At 64.0% G+C, this 15,875-nt stretch carries 13 protein-coding genes; 9 read left to right on the forward strand and 4 right to left on the reverse strand.

The genetic code is table 11. The features are described from left to right. Window positions 1-14 precede the first annotated feature (14 nt). From QX071_RS10140 to murD, 4 genes are all read left to right on the forward strand, one after another. A complete protein-coding gene (locus tag QX071_RS10140; protein WP_315703079.1) occupies window positions 15-1,493 on the forward strand; it encodes a UDP-N-acetylmuramoyl-L-alanyl-D-glutamate--2,6-diaminopimelate ligase in 1,479 nt (492 codons plus the stop codon). Beyond that, entirely contained in the window at window positions 1,490-2,869 is a 1,380-nt protein-coding gene (murF, locus tag QX071_RS10145; protein ID WP_315700959.1) for a UDP-N-acetylmuramoyl-tripeptide--D-alanyl-D-alanine ligase, read from the forward strand. Before QX071_RS10140 ends, murF begins: the two co-directional genes overlap by 4 nt. 207 nt (window positions 2,870-3,076) lie before the next feature. Beyond that, complete coding sequence (gene mraY, locus QX071_RS10150) at window positions 3,077-4,183, forward strand: phospho-N-acetylmuramoyl-pentapeptide-transferase (RefSeq protein ID WP_315700958.1); 1,107 nt, start codon at window positions 3,077-3,079, stop codon at window positions 4,181-4,183. A gap of 1 nt (window position 4,184) precedes the next feature. Further along, entirely contained in the window at window positions 4,185-5,585 is a 1,401-nt protein-coding gene (gene murD, locus QX071_RS10155; RefSeq protein WP_315700957.1) for a UDP-N-acetylmuramoyl-L-alanine--D-glutamate ligase, read from the forward strand. Window positions 5,586-5,838: 253 nt separating this feature from the next. Here the strand turns inward: murD and QX071_RS10160 are convergent, their stop codons facing one another. The 4 genes from QX071_RS10160 to QX071_RS10175 form a co-directional block, all read right to left on the reverse strand. Continuing rightward, entirely contained in the window at window positions 5,839-6,372 is a 534-nt protein-coding gene (locus QX071_RS10160; protein WP_315700956.1) for a DedA family protein, read from the reverse strand. Between the two features lie 71 nt (window positions 6,373-6,443). Further along, window positions 6,444-7,025: an SAM-dependent methyltransferase gene (locus tag QX071_RS10165; protein WP_315703078.1), complete on the reverse strand. Its 582-nt coding sequence runs from the start codon at window positions 7,023-7,025 to the stop codon at window positions 6,444-6,446. Between the two features lie 526 nt (window positions 7,026-7,551). Next, a complete protein-coding gene (locus tag QX071_RS10170; RefSeq protein WP_315700955.1) occupies window positions 7,552-8,580 on the reverse strand; it encodes a glycosyltransferase family 1 protein in 1,029 nt (342 codons plus the stop codon). An 85-nt stretch (window positions 8,581-8,665) separates the two neighbouring features. Beyond that, window positions 8,666-9,391 carry a phosphatase PAP2 family protein gene (locus tag QX071_RS10175; RefSeq protein WP_315700954.1) on the reverse strand — a complete coding sequence of 242 codons (726 nt, stop codon included), beginning with the start codon at window positions 9,389-9,391 and terminating at the stop codon, window positions 8,666-8,668. Between the two features lie 257 nt (window positions 9,392-9,648). On the opposite strand from QX071_RS10175, the gene QX071_RS10180 reads away from it, so the two are divergent. The 5 genes from QX071_RS10180 to murC all read left to right on the forward strand — a co-directional run bounded on the left by QX071_RS10180 (window position 9,649) and on the right by murC (window position 15,746). Beyond that, window positions 9,649-10,323: a response regulator transcription factor gene (locus QX071_RS10180; protein WP_315700953.1), complete on the forward strand. Its 675-nt coding sequence runs from the start codon at window positions 9,649-9,651 to the stop codon at window positions 10,321-10,323. Beyond that, complete coding sequence (locus tag QX071_RS10185; protein ID WP_315700952.1) at window positions 10,320-11,708, forward strand: HAMP domain-containing sensor histidine kinase; 1,389 nt, start codon at window positions 10,320-10,322, stop codon at window positions 11,706-11,708. The genes QX071_RS10180 and QX071_RS10185 overlap by 4 nt, the downstream gene beginning before the upstream one ends. Window positions 11,709-11,822: 114 nt before the next feature. Continuing rightward, the gene (gene ftsW, locus QX071_RS10190; protein ID WP_315700951.1) at window positions 11,823-12,974 is read left to right on the forward strand and encodes a putative lipid II flippase FtsW; all 1,152 of its coding nucleotides are present in this window, start codon (window positions 11,823-11,825) and stop codon (window positions 12,972-12,974) included. Between the two features lie 105 nt (window positions 12,975-13,079). Next, window positions 13,080-14,183, forward strand: coding sequence for an undecaprenyldiphospho-muramoylpentapeptide beta-N-acetylglucosaminyltransferase (murG, locus tag QX071_RS10195; protein WP_315703077.1), 1,104 nt, complete (start codon window positions 13,080-13,082; stop codon window positions 14,181-14,183). Window positions 14,184-14,342: 159 nt separating this feature from the next. Further along, window positions 14,343-15,746 (forward strand): UDP-N-acetylmuramate--L-alanine ligase, encoded by a 1,404-nt coding sequence (murC, locus tag QX071_RS10200; protein WP_315700950.1) that lies wholly within the window; start codon window positions 14,343-14,345, stop codon window positions 15,744-15,746. Window positions 15,747-15,875 lie beyond the last annotated feature (129 nt).

Genomic DNA, 15,875 nt, shown 5'->3' on the forward strand with positions numbered 1-15,875 from the left:
TGCATGGGATGACGATGAAACTTGGCGACCTCCTGGGTGACGAGACGCGGCTCGATCCGCGCGTCGCTGCGACCGATGTCACCGGGCTTGCCGTCGACAGCCGCGTGGTCAAGCCGGGAAATCTGTTTTTCGCGCTGGCCGGCGCCAAGACGGATGGTGCGCGCTTCGTCGACGCGGCCGTCGCTGCCGGCGCCGTCGCTGTCGCGGGCGAGCATGCGCCCTCCGGCGAGCTTGCCGTTCCGTTTGTCGTGCTGCCGAATGCGCGGCGTGCGCTGGCGCTGGCCGCCGCGCGCTTCTTTCCCGCGCAACCGTCCACGATCGCAGCTGTCACCGGCACCAGCGGCAAGACCTCGGTTGCCGCCTTCACGCGGCAGATCTGGCAGCGGCTCGGCCATTCCTCAGCGAGTATCGGCACCATCGGCCTCGTCTCGGACAAACGTACGGTCTATGGCTCGTTGACGACGCCCGATCCGATCGCACTGCATCGTCAGCTCGATGAGATCGCGCACGGTGGTGTCACCCATCTCGCTTTCGAGGCGTCGTCGCACGGGCTCGATCAATATCGGCTCGACGGCGTGCGCATCGCGGCCGGCGGCTTCACCAACCTGTCCCGCGATCATATGGACTACCATCCTGACGTCGCGCATTACCTCAATGCCAAGCTCCGCCTGTTCCGGGATCTGATTCCGACCGGCGGCGCCGCGGTGATCTCGGCCGACCACGACTGCTCGCAACAGGTGATCGACGCGGCGAAAGCCCGTGGTCTGCGCGTGATGACGGTGGGCGCCAAGGGCGACGGGGCGGGCGAGGGCATCCGGCTGGTGAGTGCTGCGATCGAAGGTTTCGCGCAAGCACTTGCGATCGAGCATCGCGGCCGCATTCATAACATCCGCCTTCCGCTGGTCGGCGCTTTCCAGATCGAGAATGCGCTGGTTGCCGCCGGGCTTGCGATCGGCACTGGCAGTGATGCTGATGCCGTGTTCGACGCGCTCACCACTCTTGAAGGCGCCAAAGGCCGGCTCGAACTGGTCGGCGAACGTAACGGCGCGCCGATTTTCATCGACTATGCGCACAAGCCCGACGCGCTGGCGAAGGCGCTGCAGGCGCTGCGGCCCTACGCGAAGCGCAGGCTGGTCGTCGTATTCGGCGCCGGCGGCGACCGCGATACTGGCAAGCGGCCATTGATGGGCGCGATCGCGACCGAGAATGCTGACAGCATCATCGTCACCGACGACAATCCGCGCAGCGAAGATCCCGTGGCAATCCGCGCGGCGATCCTGGCGAAAGCTACGGAAGCGCGCGAGATCGGCGATCGTGCCGAGGCAATCCGCGTGGCGGTCGACGGACTTGAACAGGGTGATGCGCTCGTCGTCGCCGGCAAGGGCCACGAGACCGGCCAGATCATCGGCGACAAGGTTCTGCACTTCAGCGATCACGAAGCGGTCGCCGAAGCGTTGGCAAGCCTCGGAACCCAAGCATCGAGGACGATATGACGAAGGCGCCGTTGTGGACCGTGGCCGAAGTGGCGCGCGCGCTGAATCTGGCCGGCGATTTCCCGGATACGCCGATCGATTTCGTCACCCAGGACAGCCGCGCCGTGAAGCCCGGCAGCCTGTTCGTGGCCTTGAGCGGCACGCCGAGCGGCGGCTTCATCTCGAGCTTTGCCTCGAGCCGCGACGGCTGGGAGTTTGCGGCGAATGCGCAACAGGCCGGTGCCGTCGCGATGATCGTGCCGCACGCCATCGACGGCATCAGCGTGCCGCAGCTGATCGTATCAGACACATTGATCGATGGATTGTGGCGGCTCGCACGCGCTGCGCGTGCCCGCTTTTCTGGACCGGTGATCGGGCTGACCGGCAGCGCCGGCAAGACCTCGACCAAGGAATTCATCGCCGCCTATCCGAACGCGTCCGCAAGTCCGTCCAGCTTCAATAATTTCTGGGGCGTGCCGCTGACGCTTTGCAACGCCGATCCGAGTGCGTCGGTGTGGGTGGTCGAGATGGGCATGAACCAGCGGGACGAGATCGCGCGGCTGACCGAGCTGACCCGGCCGACCGTCGCGCTCGTCGTCAATGTCCAGCCGGTGCATCTGGAGAAACTCGGCAGCCTGGAGGCGATCCGCAAGGAGAAGGTCTCGATCGCGCGCGGCCTTTCTGACGACGGGATTTTGGTGCTGCCCGCGCAGCTGTCCGCGCCGGAATGGAGCGGCAAGATGGTCCGCTTCGGCGAGGGCGGCGAGGTGCGTGAACTCTCGCATGCCCCGCGGGGTGACAGTTGGGACGTCAGCGCAGAGGTGTGCGGCCGCAATGTTCAATTCACGCTCACCCCAGGTGCGCCGCATCGGGTGCAGAATGCGCTGGCCGCGCTTGCGTCAGTTGCGGCCGCCGGCCTCGACCCGGCGCGGCTTGCCGAAGAGCTCGGTGATGTCGGCATCATGACCGGGCGCGGCGTCGAGCAGACTGCCGGCGGCGTGGTGCTGATCGACGACAGTTTCAACGGCAATCCGGCGAGCATGGCCGCGGCATTGGACAGCCTGCAGGCGCGTCCCGTCGGTGGACGGCGGATCGCGGTCATCGGCGACATGCTGGAACTTGGCGCGGAAGCCCGGGCCTATCACGAAGGGCTGCTCCGCCATCTCACCGGCATCGACGGAGTCTACTGTGTGGGCCCTCTCATGCGCCACCTGTTCGAGATCCTGCCGGAGGGCAAGCGGTTCGGCTGCCATGATGACCCGGTGACGCTCGATCCTGCGTCGGTTGCGGCGCTTCTGAAGCGCGGCGACGTCGTTGTCATCAAGGGCAGCAAGAAGATATTCTGGGTGAACAAGTTCGTCCCACGGCTTGCCGCGGCATTGCAAGCATCAGTCTGAGATCGGGAGCTCGAAATAGGGCGAGATCGCGGCGCGTGTGCGTTGCTCTTCCCTTGCGTGAGCGGGGCAGGTATGCCCGCACAGGCACGAGCTGATTGCGACGATTCGCACGGAGGCCTCGTTCGTGGTTAAAGATTCCCCCAAACGTGGATTCGCGATAAGCGCCGCGGACCGGGCGGCCTCGGCGGGACGGCACAGGCGGACTGTATGTTTTACTGGTTGATCGACCTCACCAACACTTTCCCGAGCCTCGGGATGTTCCGCACCGCCCTGAACGTCTTCCGGTACATCACTTTCCGGACCGGCGGCGCGGTTGTGACCGGTGCACTGTTCGTGTTCCTGTTCGGCCCCTGGATCATCGACCATCTCAGGCTGCGACAGGGCAAGGGCCAGCCGATCCGCACCGACGGTCCGCAGTCGCACATCATTTCCAAGAAGGGCACGCCCACCATGGGCGGGCTGATGATCCTGTCGGGGCTCGTGGTCTCGACGGTATTATGGGCCAACCCGCTCAACCCCTATGTCTGGATCGTGCTGGCGGTCACGCTCGGTTTCGGCTTCGTCGGTTTCTATGACGATTATCTGAAGGTGACCAAGCAGTCGCATTCGGGCTTCGCCGGCCGTTTCCGATTGTTGATCGAGGGGGCCATCGCGCTGGTAGCCTGCTATGCGCTGGTCCGGCTCGGTCGCGATCCGTCCTCAACCGGGCTCGCCATTCCCTTCTTCAAGGATCTAGTCATCAAGTTCGGCTGGTTCTACGTGCTCTTCGGCGCCTTCGTCATCGTGGGCGCCGGCAACTCGGTGAACCTCACTGACGGGCTCGATGGTCTTGCCATCGTGCCGGTGATGATCGCATCCGCCAGCTTCGGCCTGATCGCCTATCTCGCCGGCAATGCCGTGTTTTCCGAATATCTGCAGATCCATTATGTCGCCGGCACCGGCGAGCTCGCGGTGCTCTGCGGTGCGGTGCTCGGCGCGGGCCTGGGATTTCTCTGGTTCAACGCGCCGCCGGCCTCGATCTTCATGGGCGATACCGGCTCGCTTGCGCTGGGCGGGATGCTCGGGGCGGTCGCGGTCGCGGTGAAGCACGAGATCGTGCTGGCGGTGATCGGTGGGCTTTTCGTCCTGGAGGCGGTGTCGGTGATCGTGCAGGTGGTCTCGTTCAAGCTGACCGGCAAGCGCGTGTTCAAGATGGCGCCCATCCATCATCATTTCGAGCAGCTTGGCTGGACCGAGCCGCAGGTCGTGATCCGCTTCTGGATCATCTCGGTAATGCTGGCGCTCGTCGGCCTGTCCACGCTGAAGCTGCGCTAACATGATCCCCGTCACTTCCTTCGCCGGAAAAACGGTCGCCGTGTTCGGTCTCGGCGGCTCCGGGCTTGCGTCCTGTCACGCGCTGCGCGCCGGCGGCGCCGAAGTGATCGCTGGCGATGACGGCGCGGACCGGCTCGCAGAGGCCGCCAAAGCGGGCTTCGCCACCGCCGATTTGCGCAGCGTCTCCTGGGCGAATTTCGCCGCGCTGGTGCTCGCACCCGGTATCCCGCTCACCCATCCGGCGCCGCATTGGAGCGTGCTGAAAGCGCGTGAAGCCGGCATCGAGGTGATCGGCGATATCGAGCTGTTCTGCCGCGAGCGCAAGCGCCATGCGCCGGATGCGCCGTTCGTCGCCATCACCGGTACCAACGGCAAATCGACCACGACGGCGCTGATCGCGCATCTGATGCGGGTTGCCGGCTACGACACGCAGATGGGCGGCAATATCGGCACTGCCATCCTGTCGCTGGAGCCGCCCCGGATGGGCCGCGTGCATGTCATCGAGATGTCGTCCTATCAGATCGACCTGACGCCCTCGCTAGACCCGACCGTCGGTATTCTCATCAATGTCAGTGAGGACCACATCGACCGTCACGGCACGATCGAGAACTACGCCGCGGTGAAGGAGCGCCTGGTTGCGGGAGTGACATCGCAGGGCACAGCGATCGTCGGCGTGGATGACGGTTTCTCGCGCGCTGTCGCGGACCGGCTCGATCAGGCCGGCAAGCGCGTCGTGCGTGTCTCCGTGAAGAACCCGCTGCCTGACGGCATCTATGTCGAACGCGAGACGATCCTGCGCGCCGCGGGCGGTGCCCGCAACGAGGTCGCGCGGATCGGCGGCATCGGCTCGCTGCGGGGCCTGCACAACGCGCAGAATGCCGCTTGCGCAGCGGCCTGCGCGCTCGCGCTCGGCGTGCGCGAGGATGTGTTGCAACAGGGGCTGCGCAGCTTCCCGGGCCTTGCGCATCGCATGGAGCAGGTCGGGCGTCGCGGTAACGTGCTGTTCGTCAACGACTCCAAGGGCACCAATGCCGATGCGGCCGCGCATGCGCTGTCGTCCTTCGCCGACATCTTCTGGATCGCCGGCGGCAAGCCCAAGGCTGGCGGCATCACCAGCCTCACCGGTTTGTTCCCGCGCATCCGAAAAGCCTATCTGATCGGGGAGGCCGCCGAGGAGTTCGCGAAGACACTTGGCCACGAGGTGCCGCATGCGATGTCCGGCACACTCGATGTTGCGGTGGCGCAGGCCGCCGCCGATGCCGAAGCCTCCGGGCTCAGGGATGCCGTGGTATTGCTGTCGCCGGCCTGCGCCTCGTTCGATCAGTTCCGCAATTTCGAGATCCGCGGGGCCAAGTTCCGCGAGCTGGTCCAGGCGCTGCCGGGCGTCACACCGGTGGTGTGAGGCCGCGGATACACTTTTCCACTGCATTTGCCCGTAACGACGGTCCATTGAGCAATTGGACTGCGATTCGACGGGGGCGCTCCTCGGTCTATGGGAGGCCAGCCGACTTCGGTGGCGGACCAGCCTTTGCGAGGAGCCGTGAATGACTGAACAGGGATCGTTGCTTGCGTATGCCCCTGAATCTCAGGGGGCAGGCCGGTCCTGCCACACTGCTCATGACGAATAGAGGTCAATGTCGTTGAGGCACTGCATTTCACTTGGTCATACTTCTGTGGAGCCGCAATCCCAAGAGGATCGTCATCTCAAGTCCGATGAGGGCGATCGAAGCCCAAAAGCCGACATTGACCGGATCATGATTGCTGCCGCGCAGGGCGTATCCGAGCGTCAGGAATGGCGTATTCCACAACAGGATGCCGAGGGCGGTCGCTGCGGTGAAGGAAGCAGGCCGGAGCTTCAGCACGCCGGCCGGCAACGCGAGATAGACACGTGCCACGGGTACGGTCTGCCCCATCAGAGTGACCCAGAACCGGTTTCGGCGATAAGCGCAGGCGAGGCGTCCATAGGCGCGCGAGCTGAGAAAGGCATACTTTCCAAATCGCGCGACAGCCGCCTCGACGCGTTCCTCTCCCAGGACGCGGCCAATCCCGTACCAGCCGATGGAGCTGACAAGAGAGCCGGTCGCCGTGGCCAGGATTGTCATGACGAGGCAGGCTCCGTCGGACGCCGTCATGCCAAGCAGCATTAGCGTGACATAGGATGGGATCATCGGCGCGAATTTTTCTGCCATGGCGATGCAGAACGCCCCCAGGAGCCCGGAGTTTAGGAAGAGCGCGACGGCGTATGAGTCTTGCATCCATATCAACCCGTCGTGACCTGGCGACGCACGATCCGATAAACGGATGCCGGAGGAAAGTTTCGGAATGTCGTGCCGATACAGGTCGCATGAAGGCCCAGCTCGTCGAGGGTAGCGTCTGATACCGAGCAGCGCGGACCGTAAGTGAAGAGAAAGAACGCTCCCTCCGGCCGTAGATAGCCGAACGCTCCCTTGAGGATTGCCGCGATCTTTTGCTGCGGCATGTTCAGGAATCCCAGTCCGCTCACGATCGCGCCGACTGGCGCCCCCTCATATAGCGGCTGCTTGTCCAGCCATGCGGCATCCATCCACAGGACACGTGCGTGGGGAAACCGCATCTGGAGCATACGTGCGAAATCAGAGCCGTATTCGACCAGCGTCAGGTCCCCTTGCCGGACGCCGCGCTCCAGCAGCACATAAGTGAAGGCCCCGGTTCCTGGACCAAGCTCGAGAACGGGACCGGTCTTTGCCGAGATTTCCCTTGTGATCAGCAATGCGAGGGCGCGACCTGAGGGAGCGACGGCCGCGACGCTCCGCGGATTGCGAAGCCACTCTCGAAAGAACGGAAACACGTCAGCGATCGACATGCGCAATCCCCATGGCCATGACGTGTGATACGGCGTGAGTGCCGCACATTATTTTTGAGAGCATTGCGAAAACCCGAGTTGTGGTGAAAATCAAAGTACGGCGCCCGGTCCATGCTTGTGGGGGTGCCGTTTGAGCAATGTCTCATGCGTGCATGTCGGCGGTCTGTCGTGCGCCGATCTTCAAGCGTTTTTTCCCATTCGTAGAATTCTCTGCATGGCTGTTGCCGTGAAGAAATCTTCGTAGGGATTCCCGGATGCCGCGCGAAGTCCGGTGGAGCACGAACTTCGCCGATGCATATGACGGATAGGAAGACATGGCCGAGACGGTGCCGCACGAACGCACACGTCCTGATAAGGCCGCGCAACAGGCCGCGGTCCTGGCTCGTCGGATTTAAGAGCGGTAATTGAATCGCGGGTTTGTTGGTACTCGTAGGTTTCCTTAGCTTGTGAAAGCTGCTTGCTGAGATGGTGCTCGGACTTCGGATTGCCGGGACTATCGGCGCTATACAGTTCGCGACAGCGGCAGTTAGTCTGTGATGCTACGGAATTCTTCTTTCTGCGATGCGGCCAGGTTGTCGAGGAACTGGCGGGCGCTCTCGCGCCAACTGAAAGTTTCTGCATGCGCCCGCGCTTTCCATCGGGGAATCTCCAAGGCCGATAGACAAGCGCGCCTGAGATCCTGATCGAGCACGCCGGCGCCGGATGTGCCGACGACATCGTGCGGGCCGGCCACCGGAAAGGCCGCCACTGGGAGTCCGCTGGACATTGCTTCGAGCAGCACGAGGCCGAAGGTGTCGGTGAGGCTCGGGAAAACGAAGACGTCGGCGCCTGCATAGACACGTGCCAGGTCGTTGCCGGACCGGCGACCTAGGAAGATCGCGTGGGGATAGGCGACCTCGAGCGCGCGCCGGGCCGGCCCGTCGCCGACCACCACTTTCGTTCCCGGAAGGTCGAGGCCCAGGAAGGCGGGCAGGTTCTTTTCGATCGCGAGCCGGCCTACGTAAAGGAAAACGGGGCCAGGCAACCCGAGACACGCACCCGGTCGTTGACGAAACTGATCGTGGTCGACCCCGCGCGACCATAGCATTAGCCGTTCAAATCCGCGGCACCTCAGATCGTTTTCGATGGATCTCGTTGCCACGAACGTGGCGGCGCCCGCATTGTGAAAGCGCCGTAGCAGAGCGTACGTCCAGCGGGGTGGGATGCGAGTCCGTTTGGCCACGTAGGCCGGGAAGTTGGTATGATAGCTTGTCGTGAAGGGGATGCCCCCCCGAAGACAATGAAGACGCACCGCGAGGCCAAGGGGGCCTTCGGTCGCCAGATGTACAAAGTCGAATGGCTCTGCCTCGACCAGCCGACCTGCCGTCGAGGCTCCGACCAGGGAAAGTCGGATCTCGGGATAAATAGGAAGGCCGATTGTTCTGAAGTTCTGCGGCGTCAAGAAGCGGAACGATGCACCGAACGCTGACGCCGCCGATGCCAGATTTTCCAACGTGCGGACTACGCCGTTGATTTGCGGGTGCCAAGCATCCGTCGCCACCACGACCTTGGTCATGACGCTCTCCGCTCCGCCCCTGCTGTCACATCCGGAGAATCTCGGCCGGTTGGACGATGTCCGAAGCATCGGTCAACGCGAGTCATCATTGCCCGAACCAAATGACGGTCAGCGGATAGCCGGTTACAAAAGCAAAGAACGCGCCGGCAATGACGTCGGTTGGATAGTGGTGGCCCGAGGCGACCCGAGCCCAGGCCATGGCCACCAGCACTCCCGCGCCATAGGCGGCCGAGCCTGGATCGACGTAGAAGGTCGGTACGAGAGTCGCCGTAAGTGTCATGATGTGGCCACTCGGGAAGGAGTGCTCGTCGAGCACGTCCAGTAGAGACGGCACATTGCGGTCGATCTTATAGGGGCGCTGACGGCCGACCCGTCGCTTGAAAGACGGATAGAACGCATGCAGCGTGGCAACGGTGCAGATCGCGATGGCGATAACGTGGAGCGCGCCTTTCCCGAGCCGCGCGAAGACAAAGATCAGAACGATGACATAGATACCGCCGTTCCCCAAGCGACTGAAAGTGATCGCTGAGAATCGAATCGGGCTCGGTCGGGCGCAGATGGAGACCAGCCGAACGAGCGCGAGGTCGATCTGAGCCAATCGGGCAAGGCCCGCCTCGGCGATGTGATGGACGGTCTCATTAGGTCTGGATGTCCATCTTTTTGGGCTCGTTGCTGTCGTTGTCAGGACGGCTTGGCCCCGCGGTTGCGGCTCGTCGACCGGCAGATCAAGGCCGCCAACCGCCCCCGTCTGCCGAATATCCACGGTTGTCGTGTGCTCGACGTTGGGACTGCACGTTTCTTTGGAGAACATTGTGAAAGCCCAATTCTCGGAAAACCCACTACTCGGGAAAGACCCATCGCGCGCGGCGCCTGATTGATTGGCTGTTTGCAACCGCTGTATTGAGCCGTGTATCGTGCGTGCATGTCGGCAGTCTGTCGTGTGTCCATCCACCGGGTATTTCTGGAGAAATCGCGTTTGCGGAGGTTCTTGCAAGGTTGACGCCATGAAGGTGCTCTAGAAGGGCTCCGCGTGAGGCGACCGGGCTTTGAGGTTTAGGAAATTCCCTGATGCGGGTGCTGTTGGTCGAGGATGAGCCCGAGATGGTGTCGGCGCTACGCGCCGCTCTCATGCGCCATGACATGATCGTGGATCACGCCCCCAGCCTCTTTGAGGCCGAGGAGATCGCCGCAGCGTGCAGTTATGACGTCTTGGTTCTGGACCGTCAGTTGCCGGATGGAGATGGCCTGACGTTGATCCCGAAGTTGCGCGCCCAGGGTAACGTTGTGCCAGTGCTTGTCCTCACGGTTCGAGGTGATCTTGCTGACCGTGTTGCAGGGCTCGACCGGGGGGCGGACGATTATCTGGCCAAGCCGTTCGCCTTCGAGGAGTTCCTGGCCCGACTTCGTGCGCTCCTGCGTCGGCCTGCGAACGTGCAATCCGATGTCTTTCGGGTCGGACGCCTGTCGTTTGATTTCATGAACCGTGAGGCCAGCATCGAGGGCCGCGTCATCGACCTGACGCGGCGCGAAATCCTGGTTCTGGAAGCGCTGCTCCGCCGCATGGGACGCATGGTGCCGCGATCATCGTTGATGGACGCTGTGTTCGCGCTGGACGACGAGGTTCAACCCAATGCGCTCGATACCCAGGTGTCGCGACTACGCCGCAAGCTTGCGGATGCTGACAGTGGCGTGATCATCAACGGAGTGCGCGGCGTCGGCTATCTCTTGCGGGAGATGTCATGAACTGGTGGCATCCCCGTTCGCTGAAATGGCAGCTTGTCGTGCGCCTTGCCGTGATGCAGGCGGCGATGCTGGGACTACTTGGCGTGCTCGTTCTCGTCGTCCTCGGCGCGATGTGGCGAAGCGGGGTCCTGGGGGACGACTATGAAGGTACCGCGATCGACGTCCTCACCGAGGCCGTGGGACGCAACGCCGATGGTGAATTGGTCCTGCGCCCGACGTCCGATCTCGCCCGTCTACGGTCGGAGAATGCCGATCTCTGGTTTATCGTGCGCGACGGTCAGGGGCATCGGCTGTCGGAAGGAATCGTGCCGGCAGACTTGGCCCAGATCGCCAATGCACTCGATCAGATCGGTGAAGCTCGCCTGGGGCAGGGGCGCGGAGAGGCCGTTCCGCCGGCGGCTATCGTGAGATGGGTTGATACGGCCGCAGGCAAGGTCCAGATGCTGACGGCGGCGAAGGGCCGCGTTTCGGTGCGCAAGGTCATCGCCACCGCGCAGCCCTTGTTTCTCAACGTCGTCTTGCCGATCATCGGGCTTATGACGCTTGCGACTCTCCTCGTAACCCCATTCGTGGTCCGACGCGCCATGGCTGGATTGGGGCGAGCGGCCGACGAGGCGAAACGAATCGATATCGATCGCAGCGGCGTGCGATTAACCATGGATGACGTCCCGATCGAGGTCGTCTCCCTCGTGAGAGCTGTCAATGATGCCCTCGGTCGTCTCGACAAGGGATATGAGGGGCATAAGCGCTTCCTTGCTGACGCTGCCCATGAGCTTCGAACCCCGATTGCGATCCTGACGGCGCGCGTATCCTCGCTTCCGCCCGGCCCCGAGAAGATACGCCTGCTTGAAGACACTACCCGGCTCACCGTCTTGACCGGGCAACTCCTCGACCTTCAGCGCCTCGATCAACAAGGCCTGCAGTCTGCCCCGGTGGATCTCGTCGGTGTCGCTGAGCGTGTCGTCCTCGACTTGGCGCCGCTCGCCTTCGCGGCCGGCTATGAGATGACCTTTGAAGCGGAGATCGAGCATGTCATGGTCGACGGAGACCAGACGGCGCTGGACCGGGCCCTGACCAACCTCGTGCAGAACGCCATCGACCACGGGGGCCGGCGTGGCACGATCACGGTCCGTGTGGCTCGTGCAGGATGGATCGAGGTTTGCGACGAAGGAAATGGCATTCCTTCTACCGATCACCATCAGGTCTTCGAGCCGTTTTACCGCCTCAGACAAGGTGGCCGCGGTGCAGGCCTCGGTCTCGATCTCGTCCAAAAGATCATGCGCCTCCATGGCGGTCATGCCGAAATTGTCGTCGGGCCGTCCAAGGGGGCTTGTCTGAGAATGGTGTTTCCGTGGGCCGATGCCGCACTCAACGCTGGGACATAGAGGGAGCGCGTGGGCGACGCGCCTGCTTGCCACCCGACGTAAGGAATTTCCTTAACCTTTCGGAAACCATCATGGGCGACCAATGAGGGCCGCCTTTGGCCGAAGGGACCACCCATGCTTTCCCGTGAAGAACGCAATCCGCTGTCGGACTGGTGGTGGACGGTGGATCGACCGCTGCTCGGTGCGATCATCGGGCTGATGCTGTGCGGGGTCATCCTGTCGCTGGCCGCAAGTCCCCCGGTCGCGACCCGCATCGGGCTCGATCCGTTCCATTTCTTCAATCGGCACGTGCTGTTCCTGCTACCGTCCTTCGTGGTGCTGATCGGCGTCTCCTTCTTGTCGCCGCGGCAGATCCGCCGCAGCGCACTGGTCATCCTGCTGATCAGCCTTGCGCTGATCGTGGTGACGCTGGCGATCGGACCCGAAGTGAAGGGATCGCGCCGCTGGATCACGCTGCTCGGCGTCAACATCCAGGCCTCCGAAGCGGCCAAGCCGGCCTTCGTGGTGGTCGCGGCCTGGCTGTTCTCGGAATCGGCGCGGCGGCCGGACATGCCGGCCACCTCGATTGCGCTGGTGCTGCTGCTGACGCTGGTCTCGCTTTTGGTCATGGAGCCGGACTTCGGCCAGACCATGCTGGTCCTGATGGTGTGGGGCGCACTGTTCTTCATCGCGGGCATGCGGATGATCTGGGTCGCCGGCCTTGCCGGCGCCGCCGCCGCCGGGCTGTTCGGCGCTTATCTGTTCGTCCCGCACGTCGCCGGCCGCATCAAGCGCTTCATGAACCCGGCTTCCGGCGACACCTTCCAGGTCGACACCGCAATGGAAGCATTTTCGAACGGCGGCTGGTTCGGGCTTGGGCCGGGTGAAGGCATCGCCAAGCGCAGCCTGCCCGACAGTCATACCGACTTCGTGTTCGCGGTGGCGGCCGAGGAGTTCGGCATCGTGCTGTGCCTCGCCCTGGTCGCATTGTTCGCATTCATTGTCATTCGCACGCTGTCGCGCGCCTATGCGACCGAGGATGGCTTTGCGCGCTTTGGCGCCTCGGGGCTTGCGATCCTGATGGGCGTGCAGGCGGCGATCAACATCTCGGTCAATCTGCAACTGATTCCGGCCAAGGGCATGACCCTGCCGTTCATTTCCTATGGCGGCTCGTCGATGGTCTCGCTGGCCTATGGGGTCGGCATGATGCTGGCGCTGACGCGACAGCGGCCGCGCATGGAGATCGAGGCCACCGACGCCGCCGGGGCTGCGCGCAGCTACGCCTAGCCGGCGCCCTGCGAGCGAAGCCATGCAGTGCAAGCCCTGAGCTCCCGGATTTGCTTCGTCGCTCCGCGCCTCGCAATGGCGACTCTTTGTGTGTAAAGAGGGGCCATCATGACCACTGCGCCTCTCATCCTGCTGGCCGCCGGCGGCACCGGCGGCCATCTGTTTCCCGCCGAAGCGCTCGGCGTCGAATTGATCAAGCGCGGCCTTCGCGTCCGCCTCGTCACCGACATGCGCGCGCAGCGCTATAGCGGCCTGTTCACCAAGGACATGATCGACGTGGTGCCGAGCGAGACGGTGCGCGGCCGCTCGCCGCTGGCGTTGGCGCGCACCGCGTTGATGCTGGGGACCGGAACGCTCGCGGCGTTCAGGCTGATGCGCCGCCTGAAGCCAGTGGCCGTGGTGGGCTTCGGCGGTTATCCGACGGTGCCGCCGCTCGTCGCGGCACGGCTCGCCGGGGTGCCCGGCATCATCCACGACGCCAATGCGGTGCTCGGCCGCGCCAACCGCCTGCTGTCCTCTTACGTCAAAGCGATCGCAACCTCGCTGCCCGGCGTGCTCGATCGCGATCCGGCACTTGCGCCCAAGACCACCACCGTCGGCACGCCGATGCGGCCGGCGATCCTGGAAGCGGCGGCAGTCGGCTACACCGCGCCGGCGGCATCCGGACCGTTTCGGCTGCTCGTCGTCGGCGGCAGCCAGGGCGCGCGGGTGATGAGCGACATCGTCCCCGGCGCGATCGAGCGGCTGGAGCCGGCGCTCTGGGGACGGCTGGTGCTGACCCAGCAGGTCCGGCCGGAGGACATGGCGCGGGTGCGGGCGGTCTATGACAGGCTCAAGATCCAAGCCGAACTCGCGCCGTTCTTCACCGATCTGCCGGCGCGGCTCGCTGCCAATCACCTGGTGATCTCGCGCTCGGGCGCCGGCACCGTGGCCGAGCTCGCCGCCATCGGCCGGCCTGCGATCCTGGTGCCGTTGCCCGGCGCGATCGATCAGGACCAGTTCGCCAATGCCGGGGTGTTGTCGCAGGCGGGGGGCGCGATGCGTATCGTGCAGACCGAGTTCACGCCGGACCGCCTGGCCTCGGAAATCTCGGCGCTCGCAGCCGAGCCGGCGCGCTTGGCTGCCATGGCGCAGGCGGCGCGCGGGGCCGGACGGCTCGATGCGGCGGAACGGCTGGCCGATCTGGTGGTCAAAATCGCCGGAATTTAGGCCCGCGGCACTGAAATATTCCCTTGTCACGCCCCGCGAAGGCGGGGCATCCAGTGTTTCGACGTGGCTGATTTGGTCTGCTTGGCAGACCGCCGCCCGGACATTCGATCGTCCGCCGGTGCGGCGATGACGCAAGGACGATGACGCAAGGACTTGGCCATGAGACTGCCGCGCGAGATCGGACCCATTCACTTCGTCGGGATCGGCGGCATCGGCATGAGCGGCATCGCCGAGGTGCTCTGCAATCTCGGCTATACGGTGCAGGGCTCGGATGCGGCCGACAACGCCAATGTCGCGCGGCTGCGGGAGAAGGGCATCACCGTCAACGTCGGCCACAAGGCGGAGAACATCGCCGGCGCTGACGTGGTCGTGGTTTCGACCGCGATCAAGCGCGACAATCCGGAATTGATGGCGGCGCGCGCACAGCGCATCCCGGTGGTACGGCGCGCGGAAATGCTGGCGGAACTGATGCGGCTGAAGAGCTGCGTCGCGATCGCCGGCACCCACGGCAAGACCACAACCACCTCGATGGTCGCGGCGCTGCTCGATGCCGGCGGCCTCGATCCGACCGTGATCAATGGCGGCATCATCAACGCCTACGGCACCAATGCGCGACTTGGCGCGGGCGACTGGATGGTGGTCGAGGCCGACGAAAGCGACGGCACCTTCCTGAAGCTGCCCGCCGATGTCGCGATCGTCACCAATGTCGATCCTGAGCATCTCGATCACTTCAAGACCTTCGACGCGGTGCAGGACGCGTTCCGCGCCTTCGTCGAGAACGTGCCGTTCTATGGCTTTGCGGTGATGTGCATCGATCATCCGGTGGTGCAGGCTCTCGTCGGCAAGATCGAGGACCGCCGCATCATCACCTACGGCCAGAACCCGCAGGCCGATGCGCGGCTGGTCGATCTGACGCCGGCAAGCGGCGGCTCGCGATTCACGGTCGTCTTCCGCGATCGCAAGACCGGGGCGACCCACGAAATCTCCGACATCGAGCTGCCGATGCCGGGCCGTCACAACGCCTCGAACGCGACCGCCGCGATCGCAGTCGCCCATCAGCTCGGCATCTCCGATGAAGCCATCCGCAAGGCGATCGCCGGCTTCGGCGGCGTCAAGCGCCGTTTTACCCGGACCGGCGAGTGGAACGGTGTCACCGTCATTGACGATTACGGCCATCATCCGGTGGAGATCGCCGCGGTACTCAAGGCGGCGCGCGAATCCACCAGCGGCCGGATCATCGCGGTGGTGCAGCCGCACCGCTACACCCGCCTGCAATCGCTGTTCGAGGAGTTCTGCACCTGCTTCAACGACGCCGATGCCGTCGTGGTCGCCGAGGTCTATCCGGCCGGCGAGGCGCCGATCGAGGGCATCGACCGCGATCACTTCGTGCTCGGCCTGCGCGCACATGGCCATCGCGATGTGGTGCCGCTGCCGAAGCCCGCCGATCTCGCCGGCATCGTCAAGAGCTTGGCGAAGACAGGCGATCTCGTCGTCTGCTTGGGAGCCGGCAACATCACGCAGTGGGCCTACGCGCTGCCCGGCGAATTGAAGGCTCTGGGGTAAATAAATATGAGCGTGGTGAGCTCCGAACTCACGGCAAGGCAAACTACTCTGTTCTCTCCCCCCTTGTGGGGGAGAGCTAGAGAGGGGGGTGTCACAAACGCAGGTGCTTGTGGCTTACCCCCCTCCCTG

Origin of the sequence: Bradyrhizobium sp. SZCCHNS1022 (assembly GCF_032484835.1) — a bacterium.
GTDB lineage: Bacteria > Pseudomonadota > Alphaproteobacteria > Rhizobiales > Xanthobacteraceae > Bradyrhizobium.

Coding starts and splice junctions, on each gene's coding strand:
- QX071_RS10140 (WP_315703079.1), top strand. CDS start 15: ATGAAACTTGGCGACCTCCTGGGTGACGAGACGCGGCTCGATCCGCGC.
- murF (WP_315700959.1), top strand. CDS start 1,490: ATGACGAAGGCGCCGTTGTGGACCGTGGCCGAAGTGGCGCGCGCGCTG.
- QX071_RS10160 (WP_315700956.1), bottom strand. CDS start 6,372: ATGGCAGAAAAATTCGCGCCGATGATCCCATCCTATGTCACGCTAATG.
- QX071_RS10175 (WP_315700954.1), bottom strand. CDS start 9,391: ATGTTCTCCAAAGAAACGTGCAGTCCCAACGTCGAGCACACGACAACC.
- murD (WP_315700957.1), top strand. CDS start 4,185: ATGATCCCCGTCACTTCCTTCGCCGGAAAAACGGTCGCCGTGTTCGGT.
- QX071_RS10180 (WP_315700953.1), top strand. CDS start 9,649: ATGCGGGTGCTGTTGGTCGAGGATGAGCCCGAGATGGTGTCGGCGCTA.
- mraY (WP_315700958.1), top strand. CDS start 3,077: ATGTTTTACTGGTTGATCGACCTCACCAACACTTTCCCGAGCCTCGGG.
- QX071_RS10165 (WP_315703078.1), bottom strand. CDS start 7,025: ATGTCGATCGCTGACGTGTTTCCGTTCTTTCGAGAGTGGCTTCGCAAT.
- QX071_RS10185 (WP_315700952.1), top strand. CDS start 10,320: ATGAACTGGTGGCATCCCCGTTCGCTGAAATGGCAGCTTGTCGTGCGC.
- ftsW (WP_315700951.1), top strand. CDS start 11,823: ATGCTTTCCCGTGAAGAACGCAATCCGCTGTCGGACTGGTGGTGGACG.
- QX071_RS10170 (WP_315700955.1), bottom strand. CDS start 8,580: ATGACCAAGGTCGTGGTGGCGACGGATGCTTGGCACCCGCAAATCAAC.
- murC (WP_315700950.1), top strand. CDS start 14,343: ATGAGACTGCCGCGCGAGATCGGACCCATTCACTTCGTCGGGATCGGC.